At 44.5% G+C, this 18,609-nt stretch carries 13 protein-coding genes; 10 read left to right on the forward strand and 3 right to left on the reverse strand.

The features are described from left to right. Positions 1-242: 242 nt before the first annotated feature. From greA to carA, 3 genes are all read right to left on the reverse strand, one after another. Complete coding sequence (greA, locus tag ACTXGF_RS18675) at positions 243-719, reverse strand: transcription elongation factor GreA (protein ID WP_443533727.1); 477 nt, start codon at positions 717-719, stop codon at positions 243-245. Positions 720-1,049: 330 nt separating this feature from the next. Next, positions 1,050-4,313 carry a carbamoyl-phosphate synthase large subunit gene (carB, locus tag ACTXGF_RS18680; RefSeq protein WP_102091162.1) on the reverse strand — a complete coding sequence of 1,088 codons (3,264 nt, stop codon included), beginning with the start codon at positions 4,311-4,313 and terminating at the stop codon, positions 1,050-1,052. Between the two features lie 153 nt (positions 4,314-4,466). After that, positions 4,467-5,708, reverse strand: coding sequence for a glutamine-hydrolyzing carbamoyl-phosphate synthase small subunit (gene carA / locus ACTXGF_RS18685; RefSeq protein WP_443533724.1), 1,242 nt, complete (start codon positions 5,706-5,708; stop codon positions 4,467-4,469). A gap of 502 nt (positions 5,709-6,210) precedes the next feature. Between carA and ACTXGF_RS18690 the strand changes: the two genes are divergently transcribed. From ACTXGF_RS18690 to ACTXGF_RS18735, 10 genes are all read left to right on the forward strand, one after another. Further along, on the forward strand, positions 6,211-6,747 hold the full coding sequence (locus ACTXGF_RS18690) for a gamma carbonic anhydrase family protein (protein WP_443533723.1): 537 nt from the start codon (positions 6,211-6,213) through the stop codon (positions 6,745-6,747). Between the two features lie 179 nt (positions 6,748-6,926). Further along, a complete protein-coding gene (locus ACTXGF_RS18695; protein WP_394123709.1) occupies positions 6,927-7,628 on the forward strand; it encodes an HAD family hydrolase in 702 nt (233 codons plus the stop codon). A gap of 124 nt (positions 7,629-7,752) precedes the next feature. Further along, positions 7,753-8,848 (forward strand): peptide chain release factor 2 gene (prfB, locus tag ACTXGF_RS18700; RefSeq protein WP_102078362.1). Its coding sequence is split into 2 segments (ribosomal slippage): positions 7,753-7,824 and positions 7,826-8,848, totalling 1,095 coding nucleotides; the frame shifts between segments, so codons are not numbered across the junction. A 61-nt stretch (positions 8,849-8,909) separates the two neighbouring features. Continuing rightward, positions 8,910-9,194 carry a pyrimidine/purine nucleoside phosphorylase gene (gene ppnP, locus ACTXGF_RS18705; RefSeq protein ID WP_057760713.1) on the forward strand — a complete coding sequence of 95 codons (285 nt, stop codon included), beginning with the start codon at positions 8,910-8,912 and terminating at the stop codon, positions 9,192-9,194. Positions 9,195-9,404: 210 nt separating this feature from the next. After that, on the forward strand, positions 9,405-10,535 hold the full coding sequence (locus ACTXGF_RS18710) for a DNA topoisomerase IB (protein ID WP_443533722.1): 1,131 nt from the start codon (positions 9,405-9,407) through the stop codon (positions 10,533-10,535). A gap of 308 nt (positions 10,536-10,843) precedes the next feature. After that, positions 10,844-12,559, forward strand: a complete 1,716-nt coding sequence (locus ACTXGF_RS18715; RefSeq protein WP_443533720.1) for an AMP-binding protein — start codon at positions 10,844-10,846, stop codon at positions 12,557-12,559. Positions 12,560-12,631: 72 nt separating this feature from the next. Then, entirely contained in the window at positions 12,632-13,426 is a 795-nt protein-coding gene (locus ACTXGF_RS18720) for an SDR family NAD(P)-dependent oxidoreductase (RefSeq protein ID WP_443533718.1), read from the forward strand. Between the two features lie 111 nt (positions 13,427-13,537). Then, the gene (locus ACTXGF_RS18725; protein WP_443533716.1) at positions 13,538-14,119 is read left to right on the forward strand and encodes a L,D-transpeptidase family protein; all 582 of its coding nucleotides are present in this window, start codon (positions 13,538-13,540) and stop codon (positions 14,117-14,119) included. Between the two features lie 308 nt (positions 14,120-14,427). Continuing rightward, on the forward strand, positions 14,428-17,025 hold the full coding sequence (gene clpB / locus ACTXGF_RS18730) for an ATP-dependent chaperone ClpB (protein WP_443533714.1): 2,598 nt from the start codon (positions 14,428-14,430) through the stop codon (positions 17,023-17,025). A 207-nt stretch (positions 17,026-17,232) separates the two neighbouring features. Then, complete coding sequence (locus tag ACTXGF_RS18735) at positions 17,233-18,498, forward strand: PQQ-dependent sugar dehydrogenase (protein WP_443533713.1); 1,266 nt, start codon at positions 17,233-17,235, stop codon at positions 18,496-18,498. Positions 18,499-18,609: the final 111 nt, after the last annotated feature.

Consider the following 18,609-nt stretch of genomic DNA (forward strand, 5'->3'; position numbering starts at 1 on the left):
TAAAGCTGTTGTGCACTCAAACTCAAATAATTATGCGCCAAAACAAATCATGGATAAAAGCAGCATTGTGTAACCGAAATGGTATAAATACTATCTATGTGTAGTACAGCTTTCATCTATGGAGTTGAATAGCAAAGTAATCAGGCGCAATCATTGTCATAAAAACTATTATCTAAAAGTCATTTCTCAAACTGTCTATAATTGAGAATATCAAAGCTCTAGATTAGAACGCAGTGTAGCTATTAGTCGTAGATAACTTTCATGACTTCATATTCAACCACGCCTTTTGGCGTTTCGATGCGCACTTCGTCGCCTTCGAATTTACCAATCAAACCACGAGCGATTGGTGAGTTGACTGAGATTTTGCCAGCTTTAAAGTCAGCTTCATCGTCGCCAACGATTTTGTATTGTTTCTCTTCTTCGGTGTCCATGTTTTCAATCACGACGCTGACGCCAAACACGATACGGCCTTCTTTTGGCAGTGTCGAAGGATCGATGACTTGAGCGCCACCAAGTTTGGCTTCGATATCACGAATACGTGCTTCACAAAAACCTTGTTGCTCGCGGGCAGCATGGTATTCAGCATTTTCTTTCAAATCGCCGTGTTCGCGTGCTTCAGCAATCGATGCTGTGATGCGTGGACGGTCGATACTTTTTAGCTGTTTTAATTCGGCTTCTAGAGCCGCGTGTCCTTGCGGAGTCATTGGGTAACGTTGCATGTTTTTTCCTTAAACCAATAACACCACACCACCTCATAATGAGATGGTGTCAGTGTTGTTGCAATGGATATAAAATATAAAAGAGTGATAATTAAGACGATGTAATGAATAAGTTGGCTATCATTTATGAGTGTATCTCACCTCAATTCAAGCATAGGCGCACTTAAGCTTACGTAATAAAAAGCATAGTCGCAATTTAGCCACTATGCTTTTTAGATCTATCACGGTAAAGGTATCGTTCCTCAAGCATGGTTGGCTATATTTAAAGCAAACAACGATACTTGAGTGAGCTTTTAGGCAAGCCTAACGGTTATGCTTAATCTACTGAAATTATTCAGCCACGTCAATAGACTTTGCTTGCTCATGCAAATCTTGTAACTTATAGACATCAAACGGTAAGTCAATAGCGTAAGATTTGCAGACGGCATCAGCGGCACCTAACGTGGTGACGTAGAATACTTTGCCCTGTAGCGCACTGCGGCGAATAGAGAACGAATCCTCTTGAGCTTGCTTACCTTCAGTGGTATTGATGATAAGGTCGATTTTGCCGTTTTTCAAGGCATCAACGATATGCGGGCGACCTTCAGTGACCTTGTTGATTTGTTGACTTTCGATACCAGCGTCGCTCAGTACTTTTTGCGTGCCAGTGGTCGAGACAATCTTAAAGCCAAAGTCGGCAAGCTGACGAGCAATCGGAGCGATTTGGGCTTTGTCGCTGTCACGAACTGAGATAAAGACGGTTTTTGTCTCGCCTTCAGTCGGTAGACCTGGCAGACGCTCGTTACTACCGATAATAGCCTTGTAGAATGCTTCGCCAAAGGTTTTGCCCACGCCCATGACTTCGCCTGTTGATTTCATCTCAGGACTCAAGATTGGGTCAACACCTGGGAACTTGGCGAATGGGAATACCGCTTCTTTGACCGCATAGAATGCTGGGACAATTTCAGTGGTAAAGCCTTGATCTTTAAGCGAAGTACCAGCCATACAGCGAGCAGCAACTTGTGCTAACGAAGTACCGATACACTTAGAGACGAACGGTACTGTACGTGCAGCACGTGGGTTCACTTCTAGGATATATACGGTTTCGCCTTTTACTGCGAACTGTACGTTCATTAGACCAATAACGCCTAGCTCTTTTGCCATAGCGACCGTCTGTGCTCGCATCACGTCACATAGCTCTTTAGACAGTGAGTATGGCGGCAGTGAGCATGCTGAGTCACCTGAGTGGACGCCAGCCTGTTCAATATGTTGCATGATACCGCCGATGACGACATCAGTACCATCACAGACACAGTCTACGTCAACTTCGATAGCATCATCTAAGAAGCGATCTAGCAGGACAGGCGCCTCGTTCGATGCTTGTACCGCAGTACGTAGGTAATGTCTTAGCTCGTCTTCGTTGTAGACGATTTCCATCGCGCGGCCACCTAATACATAAGATGGACGTACAACCAATGGATAGCCTACGTCTTTTGCTTTAACCAAGCCGTCTTCTAAGCTGGTTGCTAGTGCGTTTGACGGCTGTACTAGGTTTAGCTGCTGAATCATATGCTGGAAGCGCTCACGGTCTTCGGCACGGTCAATTGCATCTGGGCTAGTACCGATGATTTTAACGCCTGCTGACTCTAGTGCACGAGCAAGTTTCAATGGTGTTTGACCACCGAATTGTACAATCACGCCATCAGGGTTTTCGATACGAACGATCTCTAGCACGTCCTCTAACGTGATTGGCTCAAAGTATAGACGGTCTGAGGTGTCATAATCGGTTGAAACCGTTTCTGGGTTACAGTTGACCATGATGGTCTCGTAACCATCTTCACGCATGGCAAGTGCTGCATGCACACAGCAGTAATCAAACTCAATACCTTGGCCGATACGGTTAGGACCGCCACCGATAACCATGATTTTCTTTTTGTCTGTTGGGTTTGCTTCACATTCGCTATCGTACGTCGAGTACATATAGGCCGTGCTAGTAGCAAACTCTGCTGCACAGGTATCGACACGCTTATAGACTGGATAGACGTTTAGATCCCAGCGCTTCTTGCGTAGTTGCTTTTGTGAGATACCAAGCAATTTAGCCAAACGCAAATCTGATAAACCTTTACGTTTAAAGCTACGTAGATTTTTCTCGTTTAATCCACCAAAGCCAAGTGATTTCACCGTGGCTTCTGTTTTAACGATGTCTTCTATCTGTACCAAGAACCATGGGTCAATCTTGGTAAAGTTAAACACTTCATCGACACTCATACCGACGCGGAATGCATCAGCAACGTAGTAGATACGCTCAGGTGTTGGAATGGTTAGGCGGTTGATGATTTCGCTACGTGCTTTTTCGGCGCTTACCTTTGATAAGTCAATTTGCTCGTCAAAGCCATCCGCACCTGTTTCCATACCGCGTAAGGCTTTTTGCATCGACTCTTGGAAGTTACGACCAATTGCCATCACTTCACCGACCGATTTCATCTGAGTCGACAGGATATTGTCTGCTTGTGGGAATTTTTCGAAGTTAAAACGAGGTATCTTGGTGACGACATAATCAAGCGCAGGTTCAAAGCTGGCTGGCGTTTTGCCGCCAGTGATGTCATTTTGCAATTCGTCTAGCGTATAACCAATGGCCAGTTTCGCTGCGATTTTGGCAATCGGGAAACCAGTGGCTTTTGAGGCTAGGGCAGACGAACGTGATACACGTGGGTTCATCTCGATGACGACCATACGACCTGTATCAGGGTTGATACCGAACTGTACGTTTGAACCGCCTGTTTCAACACCAATCTCACGTAGTACTGCTAATGACGCATTACGCATGATTTGGTATTCTTTGTCGGTCAAAGTCTGTGCTGGCGCGACGGTGATTGAGTCGCCGGTATGCACACCCATTGGGTCAAAGTTTTCGATAGCACAGATGATGATGCAGTTGTCGTTTTTGTCACGAACCACTTCCATCTCGTATTCTTTCCAACCGATCAATGACTCATCGATAAGCAGTTGATGGTTTGGAGACAAATCAAAACCGCGCTCGCAGATTTCAATGAACTCATCGCGGTTATAAGCGATACCACCGCCTGAACCACCCATCGTGAATGATGGACGAATGATACACGGATAGCCCATTTTTTCTTGAGTCGCAAAGGCTTCTTCCATGGTTTCAGCGGTCTCGGCGCGAGGGCACTCAAGGCCGATACGCTTCATGGCTTTATCAAACAAGTTGCGGTCTTCTGCCATCTCGATTGAGTCTTTGGTCGCGCCAATTAACTCGCAGTTATACTTGGTCAATACGCCGTGCTTGTCTAGCTCTAGCGCACAGTTTAGAGCCGTCTGTCCGCCCATGGTTGGCAAGATTGCATCTGGACGTTCTTTGGCAATGATTTGCTCAACGGTTTGCCAAGTAATCGGCTCGATATAGGTTGCGTCAGCCATGACAGGGTCAGTCATGATGGTCGCAGGGTTTGAGTTGACCAAGATGACGCGGTAGCCTTCTTCTTTTAGTGCTTTACACGCCTGTGCGCCTGAATAGTCAAACTCACATGCTTGGCCGATGACGATAGGGCCTGCGCCAATGATAAGAATGCTTTTTATGTCGGTACGTTTTGGCATAGTTAGAGCTACCTTCGTTTGGGTGATAATTTGAGTAATCTTTGTTTTTGATAACGCTTATGGCGTTTTATACTTGCAGTGCTTTATTTAGTGCCGCTTGAACCGCTATGGACGATTCAAGCGTTTACTTATTATGTAGTTATAATCAACCGTTTACGCTTGGGCAGTTTTAGACTGTTCCATCATATCCGCAAACTTATCAAATAATGGCGCGCAGTCATGTGGACCAGGGCTGGCTTCTGGGTGACCTTGGAAGCTAAAGACTGGCTTATTAGTCAGCTCGATACCTTGGTTAGTACCATCGAATAATGAGCGATGAGTAGATTTAACGTTGTCAGGTAGCGTGTCTTCATCAACTGCAAAACCATGGTTCTGACTGGTAATCATAACCGTGCCAGTCGCCAAATCTTGTACTGGATGGTTGGCACCATGATGGCCAGTTTTCATTTTGATAGTATTTGCACCGCTAGCCAGACCAATCAGCTGATGGCCTAAGCAAATGCCAAACGTTGGCACGTCAGTTTGCTCAATGATGTGGCGTACCGCATTGATAGCGTAATCACAAGCTGCAGGGTCACCAGGGCCGTTTGATAAGAAGATGCCATCTGGGTTCATTGCTAGCACATCAGCGATAGGGGTCTGTGCTGGTACAACCGTTACGTGACAACCGCGGTCGACGAGCATGCGTAAGATGTTGGTTTTGCTACCGAAGTCATAAGCGACGACGTTGTATTTAGAATCGATGTGAGTGCCGAGTTGCTTAAAGAAGCCGCCAGTACCGCTATCATGACTACCAGGGATATCACGGTTGAGTAGGGTGTCTGACAGATCCCAAGTGCCTGTTGTCCACTCGAAGTTCTTTTTAGTACAGCATTCTTTTGCCAAGTCCATGCCCTTTAGACCTGCAAAGCTTTTCGCTAACTCAATCGCTTTTTGCTCATCGTCGCTGCTGATAGTCTCGCCGTTTGAGGCAGTCATGATACAGCCGTTCTGTGCACCTTTATCACGTAATAGACGTGTTAGCTGACGCGTATCAATTTCAGCGATAGCCACTGTTTCGTTACGCTGTAAATAGTCGCTAAGTGACTCTGAGTTACGGAAGTTAGAGGTTGCCATAGTGGCATCACGGATGATAAGACCGTCTGCCCATACTTTGTGGCCATTGCCAGATTCTGTGTCCTCGCTATTGGTGCCTGTATTACCGATATGAGGGTAAGTCAAAGTCACCAGCTGGCGGGCATAACTTGGATCGGTTAGGATTTCTTGATACCCTGTCATGGCTGTGTTAAATACCACTTCACCAATACGATGACCTAGGCTGCCGATACTGACACCGCGAAAGATTGTACCGTCTGCTAGTGCCAAAATTGCTTGTATTTCTGCCGATGAATTCAAGGATTGCCTCCGCTGTTATTGGTGAGTGCCATCATGTTTTGTTGGTCTAAAATTGCTCCGTATCCTTTTATTTACGGCATTTGACTGTTGTCATATAAAAGTAAAAAAAGGGCGATACACAAAAATTTTCCACAAAAAAGCGAGAAGACATTATTGATGAAAACTACAAAACCCACTAGATAGTGAATAGGTAACTTGCATCATGTCCGCTCGCTTAGGCACAGATTTTGCGTATTATATACAAAATAGACGATTATAGCTAGCCGATTTACTGGATTAATAGTCATTTCATAGCTAATAATGAGGACTCTATAAAGATATTGACTTTATAAAATAGCCTAAGCAAAAATTAACTACTCTCTCTTTTATCGAATTCGACATTAAGCGTATATTAATAGCGCTGGATTTTCGCAGTTGGCTTTGCCACAATGGACAGCGCAGCGCTAGACCCAATTTTTATGATCGTTTGTTATAACAATAATGAAAATGACAAGGAGTCGTTATGATTTATCAGTATTTAGACAAAACCCCTGAGTTTGCCGCACCATTTAACGGTTGGGTAGCAGATTCAGCGCAAGTGATGGGCGATGTATATTTAGGCCATCAAGCCAATATTTGGTTCGGTGCAGTGATACGCGGTGACAACGATCGTATCCATATCGGTGACTATAGTAATGTGCAAGAAAACAGTGTGATTCATACTGATGCAGGCATCAAAGTTACTATCGGTAATTACGTGACTATCGGCCATTTGGCTATGTTGCACGGCTGTGAAGTCGGTGATAATAGCTTGATTGGCATTGGCGCTGTGGTACTTAACAATGTCAAGATCGGTAAAAACTGTCTGATAGGGGCGAAAGCCTTGATTACTGAAGGTCAAGTTATTCCAGATAACTCGCTGGTGATGGGCGCGCCTGCAAAAGTAGTCAAGACGCTAACAGATGAGCAAGCTGCGATGCTAAAAATGTCAGCGCTACATTATGCTGAGCGTTGTCAGAAATTTAAAACAGGCTTAACAGCAATAGCGATGCCTGAATAAGGGTAAGCAAACGAGTTGATTTTAAACGGACAAGCTACAAGTTTAAATAGATAGACGATAGGGCTCATACTTATTTCATTGATAGACTGTTCAATTAATACGGTCAGCCTTAGTAGATAACTGTACCCAATTTTATTAAACAATTCATATTTTTTCGCAACCAACGATAAGGTCTCACCATGCAGGCAAATCAAGCACAAACAAAACAAAAACAACTGGCACTATTTGATTTAGATCATACATTACTTGATGTCGATAGCGATTATCTCTGGGGTGAGTATATCGTAAAGCATGACCTTGTCGATGAGGCGCAGTACCGTACTGCCAATCAGAAATTTTATAATGACTATATTGAAGGCACGCTAGACGCGACAGAGTACAATGAATTCGTCGCGCAGTTTTTAAGCAGTCTGCCGCTTGATAGACTGGATGAGCTAAGAGAAGACTATATCAAAAGCGAAATCGAGCCACATATTCGCCCAAAAGCAATGGAAGCATTGTGTCAGCACATTGAGCAAGGGCACGATGTAGTGATTATTTCTGCGACCAATGATTTTGTAGTGTCGGCCATTGCCAAGCGTTTTGGTGTAGAAGAAGCCAATGTATTGGCAACGCCATTAGAGATCAAAGATAATCGCTATACAGGTAAGTTAACTGACAGACCAAACTTTCAAGCGGGCAAAATATACCATTTGGATAAATGGCTAAATAAACAGCAAGCCTCTGGTATCACGTTTGAAAAAACGTATGCGTATTCAGATTCCAAAAATGATATTCCGTTACTCGAATGGGCTGATGTGGCCGTTTGCGTATCACCTGATGATGCGTTACATGCGCATGCTTTGGCCCATCGATGGGCAGTAGAAGATTGGTCGATCTAGATTATTTAAGCTAGTAATAGTAGCAACATTGGCATCAGCGATAATTAGCGAACCATTTAGTATCAATCTCATTTAAAATAGCGCCACATGCGTTATTTATTTTATTAGAAAAACAGGAATATTTATGGAAATCAATCCGTATCAAGAGCAGATTAAAGATTTATCAGAGCGTGGGCAGGACTTGCGGAGGTATCTTTGACTTCGATGGTAAGCAAGAACGCTTAGAAGAAGTCAATTTAGAGTTAGAAAACCCTGAGCTATGGAACGATCCAGAGCGCGCGACCAAAATTAATAAAGAAAAAAGTCACCTTGACGGTGTCATCGATGTGGTGGTTTCTCTTGAAACCACACTAGAGGACGCGTCTGCTATGCTAGAGTTGGCAGTCGAAGCAGAAGATGAGTCCTTGCTAGCTGATGTGCAGAGCGAGCTAGATAGCGCCGAGAAACGTGTCGCTGATTTAGAATTCCGCCGAATGTTTAGCGGTGAGATGGATCCAAACAACTGCTACTTGGATATTCAGTCAGGCAGTGGCGGTACTGAAGCGCAAGATTGGGCTGAAATGCTGCTGCGCATGTATACACGCTGGGCAGAAGCTCATGGCTTCAAAGTAGATGTGATTGAAGTGTCCTCAGGTAGTGTGGCTGGTATCAAGTCGGCAACCATTGAGATTAAAGGTGATTATGCCTTTGGTTGGTTGCGTACCGAAATTGGTGTCCATCGTCTAGTACGTAAATCACCATTTGATAGTAATAATGGTCGTCATACGTCGTTTGCTGCGGTGTTTGTCTCGCCTGAGATTGACGACAACGTCGAGATTGATATCAATCCTGCGGATTTGCGTATCGATACCTATCGCTCATCTGGGGCGGGTGGTCAGCACGTAAACACGACAGATTCTGCGGTACGTATTACCCATGAGCCGTCGGGCGTGGTAGTGACCTGTCAGAATGAGCGTAGTCAACATGGTAACAAAGCCACCGCGATGAAAATGCTGCGTGCTAAGCTGTATGAGCTTGAAATGCAAAAACGTATGGAATCACAGCAAGCAGTCGAAGATGGCAAGTCTGACGTCGGTTGGGGCAGTCAAATTCGCTCGTACGTGCTCGATGACTCACGTATCAAGGACTTGCGTACGGGTGTTGAAACCTTTAACACCGGAGCGGTGCTAGATGGTGACCTCGATCAGTTTATCGAAGCGAGTCTAAAAGCAGGACTGTAAAAGGCCGTTTTAAATAAGCAGCCGTTTTAAAATAGTAACCAATATTTAATTAAGGAAAATTATGCCAAGCGTTAATAATTATTTTGATGATAAAGTGACTTCTATTGCTTTTCAAACGGCGACCAAGCCTGCGACTGTCGGCGTCATGGAAATTGGTGAATATGAGTTTGGCACCAGTGAATTCGAAACCATGAGCGTGGTGAGCGGTGCATTGACTGTTAAGCTACCAGAAAGTGACGAGTGGCAAACGTTTAACGCTGGCGAGCAATTCACGGTTGAAGCCAATCAAAAGTTCCAAGTAAAAGTAGACGTCGAAACCGCTTATCTATGTGTATATGGTAAATAACGACTTCTAAGTTATAGCAGTATCAAAACGAAAAACGCCAAGTATTTTATGCTTGGCGTTTTTTTTGTGTCATATTTCAAATAAATTTTAAGCTACTATCCTGAAAACCATGTTTTACACAGCATTACACTTTGTCTGTGCCAAATAAACAGCAAAAACTACCGTCATTAATTATGCTAAAACCATGAATTCTCAAAGGTATACAGGTTTATGACAAAGGCAACAGTAAAGGCAAGCCAGCAAACAATGACCAAAGACGTGCGTCATGATTACGAGCATCTCGCACGCCGTGCTAATTTGCGTTATGTGAGTGACGATGAACCAGGTTATGAGCGTAGACGTTGGGGCCGCGGCTTTACCTATCGCGATGCAACAGGCAACACGGTCAAAGACAAAGCCCTGCGTCAACGTTTTGATGCATTGGTGATACCGCCCATGTGGTCAGAGGTCTGGATATGCCAAGATGAAAGAGGCCATCTGCAATCAACAGGGCGAGACGAAAAATCGCGCAAACAGTATCTGTATCATCCGTCATGGAATAATATCCGTGACCAAGCAAAGTTTGATGCGATGATAGGATTTGCAGAGGCACTGCCCAATCTACGCGCGCAGGTCGAGACAGATTTGGAAGCAGAGTCCTTATCACGCACCAATGTGCTTGCTGCCGTTGTTAAATTGCTAGAGACCACTTTGATTCGTATTGGCAATAGCCGCTACGCCAAACAAAACAAAAGCTATGGTCTGAGTACACTACGCAGCAAGCATGTCAGTGAAACCGACAATGGACTAGCGTTTGATTTCGTCGGAAAAAGCGCAAAAGAGCATCATATTGAACTGCAAGATGAGCGACTGATTGACATCGTGCAGGCCTGCTCTGAGCTGCCAGGCTATCAAATATTCAAATACTTAGATGACAACGGGCATAAACAAGTCGTTGACAGTAGCGATATTAATGACTACTTACGGATGCACACGTGCGGCATGGACTGCGAAAGCAAGCTATACAGCGCAAAGGATTTTCGTACATGGATGGCAAGTGTACTCGCAGCAAGCTACCTATATGATGAGCTACAAACGTCTGCAGGCGCTAACATATTAACCAGTGCACCAGAAAGCGCTGAGCGACAGCAATTAGTTACTGAGATGGTAAAAAGTGTCGCAGCAGAGCTAGGCAACACGCCGACCGTATGCCGTGCCTCTTATATTCATCCCATTGTCATTGAGCGTTTTTTGGCAGGGCAGTTCTTTGAGACTTACAAACAAGCACGCCGTGGACGAACTAAGAAATACCAAAGCTGTGAAGAAAAAGCATTGTTAGGGTTTTTAAGAGCTGATGTTTAAGTGTGAGGTTTTAGATAATAATATTGAGGTGTTAATTCTTTAATAGGAAATTGAAAATATGCGGCAGTACTTTGGCTATTGATTGCAGGTGTCTTCGCGGACTTATAGCGAATTAATGATAATTAGTTATAGATTACCTCTATTTCTATAAAATAAAAATGATACGTTATGTATTGAAATAAACGTAAAAATGCGTTACTAATAGAGCATGATAAATACGAACCTATGAAACGGTCTATAGGATGTGACCGTTTTTCTATTATAAATACCATTTTGCCAGTTACCTGATATTGCTAAAGGATTAGCTTATGAACACCGCCTCTCAAACTCCGACGAATATTGATACAGATACTACCGTCACACCAAAAAACTATACCGATTACTATAATAATTTTAATATGGATACACTGCTGTCAGAAATATTCGGCGAGCAGGTGGACGATCGACTAAATGCTTATATGGCTTGCTGTGGTCGACATGTACGTGATGGCCGCGCTGACAATGCTGCGCTAGTACACGAAGACACGGCGGGCAATGTAACGCGCATGAGTTTTGATGAGCTTGACAAAGCAAGTGCTCAAATCGCTAACTTACTACAGTCGTATGGGGTAAAAGCGGGCGACAAGGTAGCGACTATGCTACCACGCACACCAGAGCTTCTTACTGTTGTATTAGCAACATGGCGCATCGGCGCAGTATATCAGCCGCTATTTACCGCTTTTGGCTATGACTCCATCAAATATCGGATGGATAAAGCCGATACCAAAGTCGTTTTTACTAACTTAGAAAATCGCAGCAAGTTTGAAGATTTGGCTGAGCAAACCAAAATGGTATTGGTCGGCAGTGCTGAGGATGCTCAGACATGGGGTGACGATCACTATGCCCAGTCTATGGCAGCACAGTCGCAAGCGCTCGAACCCGTGATGCTCGATACGGATGCGCCATTTTTGCAAATGTTTACCTCTGGTACGGTTGGTAAATCAAAAGGGGTCAGCGTTCCATTGGCTGCGTTACCTGCCTTTTACTTATATATGCGTTATGCCATCGACCTACGCGAAGACGATCAGTATTGGAACATGGCAGATCCAGGTTGGGCATATGGCTTGTACTATGCCATCACGGGGCCTCTGCTACTGGGCATCACCACTTATTTTAATGAAGCAGGATTTGACGCGACCAATACCCGTGAGTTTATGGTGCGTCACAAGATTACCAATTTGGCCTCTTCACCAACGGCATTTCGAATGATGAAATCTAGTGGCGTGTTTGATAGTGTTAATGAAGGCGCTCATAACGATACTAATACTAAGCTATCTTTACGCTGTGCCAACTCGGCAGGAGAGACGCTGAATACCGAAGTGGTCAACTGGGTCGAAACCTATCTGGCGTGCCAAGTCAAAGACCAATATGGTCAAACAGAAACGGGCATGACTTGCTGTGCACATCATGCACTGGCGCATGAGTGTCCTGTTGGCTCGATGGGTATGGCGCTACCAGGTCATACGCTAGTCGTACTAGATGATGATATGAATGTAGTACCGGAGGGTGAGCAAGGGCAACTGGCAGTCGTCGTCAGTCAATCACCTGCGTTCTATTTCCGTGGTTATAGCTGGAACGAAAAGCAGGCCTTTGTAGATGATTACTATCTGACAGGCGACGTGGTCGAGCGTCATAGTGACGGCAGCTACTGGTTCTCAGGACGTGATGATGACATCATTATTACTGCAGGTTACCGCGTAGGGCCTACTGATGTCGAAAATACCGTCTTAGAGCACGAAGCAGTGGCAGAGTCTGCGGCAGTAGGCGTGCCAGACGAAGTGCGCGGTCACACTATTAAGTCTTATGTGGTACTAAAAGATGGTATCGAAGGCAGTGAGCAAATCGCCAAAGAAATCCAAGAGCTGGTACGCAAACGCCTATCTACTCATGCTTATCCGCGTGAGGTCGAGTTTGTGACAGAACTGCCCAAAACGCCAAGTGGCAAGATTCAACGCTTTTTGCTGCGTAGTCTGTCTGCTGCATAAATGAGTTGGTAAAGCATTTATAAATCTAATAGAAAAGTACCTAATAAGAAGCAAAAATTTAAAGGAATAATCATGCAAGTTAAAGAAAACAGCTTTTTGGTCACAGGCGGTGCATCAGGTTTGGGTGAGTCAGTGGCTCGGGCAATTGTCGGTCAAGGTGGCAACGTCGTCATCGCTGATTTAAACGAAACTGCTGGACAAGCTCTGGTCGCCGAGTTAGGTGATAGTGCGCGCTTTGTACGCTGTGATATTACTAACGGTGATGAAGTGCAATCAGCGGTTGAAATGGCAGAATCAGCTTTTGGCGGCCTACAAGGTTCCATCAACTGTGCTGGTATCGTAGTGGTACAAAAACTGCTAGATCGTGATAACAATCCGGCAGACCTTGAGGCATTTAGCCGCGGGGTCAATATCAATCTGGTCGGTTCATTTAACGTCGCTCGTTTGGTCGCTGCTAGCATTGCCAAGCGCCTCGCCAATGACAGCAGCGCAGAAAAAAGCAATCAAGAAAAGAACATAGATCAAGGCATTATTATTAATACAGCCTCTATTGCAGCCTTTGATGGTCAAGTAGGTCAAGCCAGCTATTCTTCGTCTAAGGCAGGCGTGGTCGGTCTGACCTTGCCACTTGCTCGCGAGCTGGCACGTCATGGCATTCGCGTGATGGCTATCGCACCAGGTGTCTTTGCTACGCCGATGATGGACAGTATTCCTGAAAAGGCACGCGAGCAGCTAGAGGCAGGTGTACCATATCCTAAACGTTTGGGCGCACCCAATGAGTTTGCCAAATTGGTGACTCATATCATCGATAATGCTTATCTAAATGGTGAAGTTATTCGCTTAGATGGTGCGATTCGCATGGTGTAGCAGTCTAGCGAGTGATTCATCACTTTTGCACAAAACGTATCTACAGAATCTGGCATAGTGCTTTGATACATATGATTAATGACGAAAAATTAATTATGGGAATCAGAGTCTATGCCATTTTTTTGTAAAAAATATTACTCATCAAATGAGCAGCGTACGCCTTGGCTGCCCATTATCATTGGCCTTAGTCTTGCTGCCATTGTTAGCACCAGCGCCATTGCTTATGCCAAAAGCACCTCAAAACCCAAAAACCCTATTCCTGCGTCGGCAGTCATTGATCGAGTCTTCGTCGATAAATCAGATCGTATCTTAAAATTGATGAGCAATAGTAAAGTTATTAGGTCGTATCGTATTGCGCTAGGGGACAGTCCATCAGGTCACAAGCAACAAGAAGGCGACCAGCGTACGCCCGTTGGGGTTTATACATTAGACTATAAAAATGAGAACTCTATTGCGCATCGCTCGATTCATATTAGCTATCCCAATGATGAAGACAAGGCGCGAGCGCAGTCATTAGGGGTCAATCCAGGTGGCGATATCATGATTCATGGGCAAATGAACGGCTTTGGATACTTGGCATTGTTTAATCAACGACGCGATTGGACAGATGGTTGTATCGCTGTCACTAATAACGAGATGGATGAAATTATGGCAGCGGTGACACTTGGTATTCCTATTGAAATCGTGGAGTAGAATAGTCGGGTTGTTATCTAATTTATACTAAGTAGATGCATTATTTATTGGCGTATTTAGTGGAGATTTATCTTTCATTTGCACTAATAAAATGGCGTAACTGATTACTAACCATCTTTAAATGATATTAATAGCTCCTTTAAATATCATTAATAATAAATATCATTGCTTTAAGTAAGGTTTTATTTGGTAATCGTCTTGAAATAGGTGTATATATACCTTATATAAGTGACAGATAACAGTGGGCACTAGACTAAGATAATCCTTAGAGGTGCTACTGAGAATACCAATTATAAAAGGATATAGACATGAGATTTGAGAAGTTTACTCAAAAACTGCAGTCCGCCATTCAAGAAGCACAAAGTCTAGCGTTAGGGCGTGATCATACAGGCATTGATCCTGTGCATTTGCTTGCCGTGTTGCTACAAGATGAGTCTAATTTATCCATCTGCCAACAAGCAGGTGCTTCTATTCCAGCGCTAAAAAATGGCGTTGCCAAAGCATTGGACAATCAAGCGACGATTTCGGAGCCGACAGGTGACGTCAACCTGAACCCAAACTCGGTTAAAATCCTGAACTTGGCCGATCGTCAGGCACAAAAAGAAGGCGATGATTTTATCGCAACAGAATGGGTCATATTGGCACTTGCTGAGCAAGGCGAAACCAAAAAGATATTTGAAAGTGCCGGCGTAACGGCAAGCAAACTAAAAGCGGTGATTGAGCAATTGCGCGGCGATGATACAGTGAATAACCAAAACGCCGAAGATCAGCGTGATGCACTCAACAAATACACGATCAACCTGACTGAACAAGCAGAGCTTGGCAAGTTAGATCCAGTGATTGGTCGTGACGAAGAGATCCGCCGTACCATTCAAGTCCTGTCTCGCCGCACCAAAAACAACCCTGTGCTCATCGGTGAGCCCGGCGTTGGTAAAACCGCTATCATTGAAGGCTTGGCACAAAAAATCATCAATGGTGAAGTGCCAGAGGGTATGCGTCACAAAGAAGTGCTGTCATTGGATTTGGGTTCACTTATTGCTGGGGCAAAGTTCCGCGGTGAGTTTGAGGAGCGCCTCAAAAGCGTATTGAGCGACTTGGCGAAGCAAGAAGGTAATGTCATCTTATTTATCGATGAGCTGCATACTTTAGTCGGTGCAGGTAAAGCCGATGGCGCAATGGATGCCAGCAACATGCTAAAGCCTGCACTGGCTCGTGGTGAGCTGCATTGTGTTGGGGCGACGACGCTGGATGAATACCGCAAGTACATCGAAAAAGATGCCGCCCTTGAGCGTCGTTTCCAAAAAGTACTGGTCGATGAGCCAACGGTCGAAGATACCATTGCAATATTACGTGGTCTAAAAGAGCGTTATGAGCTACATCATGCGGTCAGTATTCAAGACAGCGCGATTATTGCCGCCGCGCGCATGAGTCATCGCTATATTACCGATCGCAAACTGCCTGATAAAGCGATTGATCTGATTGATGAAGCGGCCAGTCGTCTGCGAATGGAAATGGACAGTAAGCCTGAAGCGTTAGGCAAGCTCGATAGTCGCTTAATTCAGCTAAAAATGGAGCGTGAAGCACTCAAAGGTGAAGAGGATGCTGGCGCTAAAGCTGAAACCAAGTTGCTCGATACACAAATAGAAGAAATAGAGAGAGAGCTTGCTGATTTAAATGAGATTTGGCAGGCAGAAAAAGCATTGGTTGAAGGCAGTAAAAAACATAAAGAGGACTTGGATAAAGCACGTATCCAGCTAGAAAAAGTGACTCGAGAAGGTGATGTGGCTGAGATGTCACGATTAAAATATGGCATTATTCCTGAGCTTGAAAAGCAAATTGCTAATCTCGATTTAGCCGAGCAAAAAGAGCAGAACGGTGAGCCTATTGAGATTAAGCTACTACGTAACAAAGTCACAGACAACGAAATCGCCGAAGTGGTTGCGGCCGCGACTGGTATTCCAGTCAGCAAAATGATGCAAGGCGAGCGTGACAAGATGATCGCAATGGAAGAAAAGCTCCATGAGCGTGTCATTGGTCAAAACGAAGCGGTCGAATCGGTGGCCAATGCGGTACGTCGTAGCCGTGCAGGCTTATCTGATCCCAATCGTCCATCTGGTTCGTTTTTATTCTTAGGACCTACGGGTGTCGGTAAAACTGAGCTGACCAAATCACTAGCAAACTTCTTGTTTGACTCTGAAGATGCGATTGTACGTATCGACATGAGTGAGTATATGGAAAAACACAGTGTCAGCCGTTTGGTAGGCGCGCCTCCAGGTTATGTCGGTTATGAAGAAGGCGGTACATTGACTGAAGCAGTACGCCGTAAGCCATACAGCGTCATATTGTTCGATGAAGTAGAGAAGGCGCATCCTGATGTGTTCAACATCTTGCTGCAAGTATTGGACGATGGCCGCTTAACCGATTCGCAAGGTCGCGTGGTAGATTTCAAAAACACTGTGATCATCATGACCAGTAACTTGGGTTCGCATAAAATTCAAGAGATGGTTGGCGAAAGCTACGAGGATATCAAAGCGGAAGTAATGGATTCTGTTGGGCAGCATTTCCGTCCAGAGTTCGTCAACCGTATTGATGAAATCGTAGTCTTCCATCCGCTTGGTATGTCGCAGATGGCAGGTATTGCGGATATTCAACTGGATCGATTACGTCAGCGTATCCAAGAGCGTGAGATGGATATTGAGCTGTCAGCAGATGCGATGAATAAATTGGTTGCCGTGGGTTATGACCCTGTTTATGGCGCTCGTCCTTTAAAGCGAGCCATTCAACAAGAGATTGAAAATCCATTATCATTGAAGCTATTGGCAGGTGATTTTGTCGCTGGTGATATTATCAAAGTCGATGTAGGTGCCGATGACAAGCTAACTTTTGATAAGCTTAGAATGAGCTAATCACATTGGCTTCGATGTCTTTATGACCCAACTGTACTTTTAAAATAAACCCCTTATCTACAATCGTAGGTAAGGGGTTTTTATTTATAAGGCGCGTTTTACGTTACTGTTCTTTTACCATTTCGATATCTCTTAAGTCTCAGGACTATGCTATAACTAAATCAAAGACTAATAGTATCAGTATCAACTGAATGGAGAAACAGAACGATGACAGCTCATATTGAACGTACAAATATACCTTTAACTTCGCCGCTAATCATTGCAGCATTGTTGTTTAGCACTGCTGCGTGCTCCAACCCTTCAGCAGTAAGTCCTAGCAATAACAAAAGCACTGCAACAGAATTTAAAGAAGTTTCTACTTCAGATAGTGATATTCAAACCACCACACAAAAAGAGACTAGCAAGCCTGACTTTACTACCAAAGCAATCGCTACCTTTGATGAGCCTTGGGCTATGACAGCCTTACTCAATACAGGTAGTCAAGCACCAAAATTACTAGTAACACAAAAAACAGGTGAGCTATTTATCGTAGATACAGCGACAGGTAATAAGACCAAAATCGAAGGCGTGCCTACAGTCGCTTACGGTGGTCAAGGCGGCTTAGGAGACATCATCGTGTCGCCAGATTTTGCGACGTCCAATACCGTCTATCTTAGCTACGCAGAAGCAGGAACAGGAAGTGATAGCAATAAATTCGGTGCTAAAGTTATCAAAGCGACACTCTCAGGATTTGAGACAGCCATACCTACGTTGCAAGATATCACGCCTATCTGGCAACAGTCTCCGAAAGTCACAGGGCAGGGACATTATAGTCATCGTTTGCTGTTTGCGCCCGATGGCCGCTATCTATATATCAGCTCAGGCGAGCGCCAAGACAAAGACCCAGCACAAGACATGAATGGCAATCTAGGTAAGATAATACGGTTGAGTCCTGATGGCAACACCCCGACAGACAATCCGTTTACTGATAATGAGTTGGCCAAACAGTTTTGGACCATCGGACATCGCAATGTGCTTGGCATGGCATTTGACGATAGTGGACAGCTTTGGGCGCACGAGATGGGACCAAAAGGCGGGGATGAATTTAATATTATTGAGAAGGGTAACAATTATGGCTGGCCAGTGGTATCCAATGGACGCAATTATTCAGGTTTAGATATTCCTGACCATGATACAAAGCCAGAGTTTGCGGCACCCAAAATTACTTGGACACCTGTCATATCACCATCTGCTATGAGCATCTATGCGGCTGGTACTCACAATGACTTTCCTAGCTGGCAAGGCAATGCGCTTATCAGTGGCTTGTCATCTAAAGCGCTTATCGTAGTGGGCATAAACGACGACAATACCGCGGCTGAGCGTTATCGCTATGACATGGGAGAGCGTGTCCGCAGTGTGCTAGCAATAGACGGGCAAGTGTGGACACTTGAAGATGGTAATGATGCACAATTACTCAGATTATTACCCAAATAACATCTAGATAGCATCGAATTGATGACGTATTTACCTGCCTGTATATTTAATTATTTTAATAAAACCGCTCAAGTCTTTTAGAGTAAATTAATAGTTTTATCAAGTTTTATT

Source organism: Psychrobacter sp. 1Y6, from assembly GCF_052258385.2.
Classification (GTDB): Bacteria; Pseudomonadota; Gammaproteobacteria; order Pseudomonadales; family Moraxellaceae; genus Psychrobacter.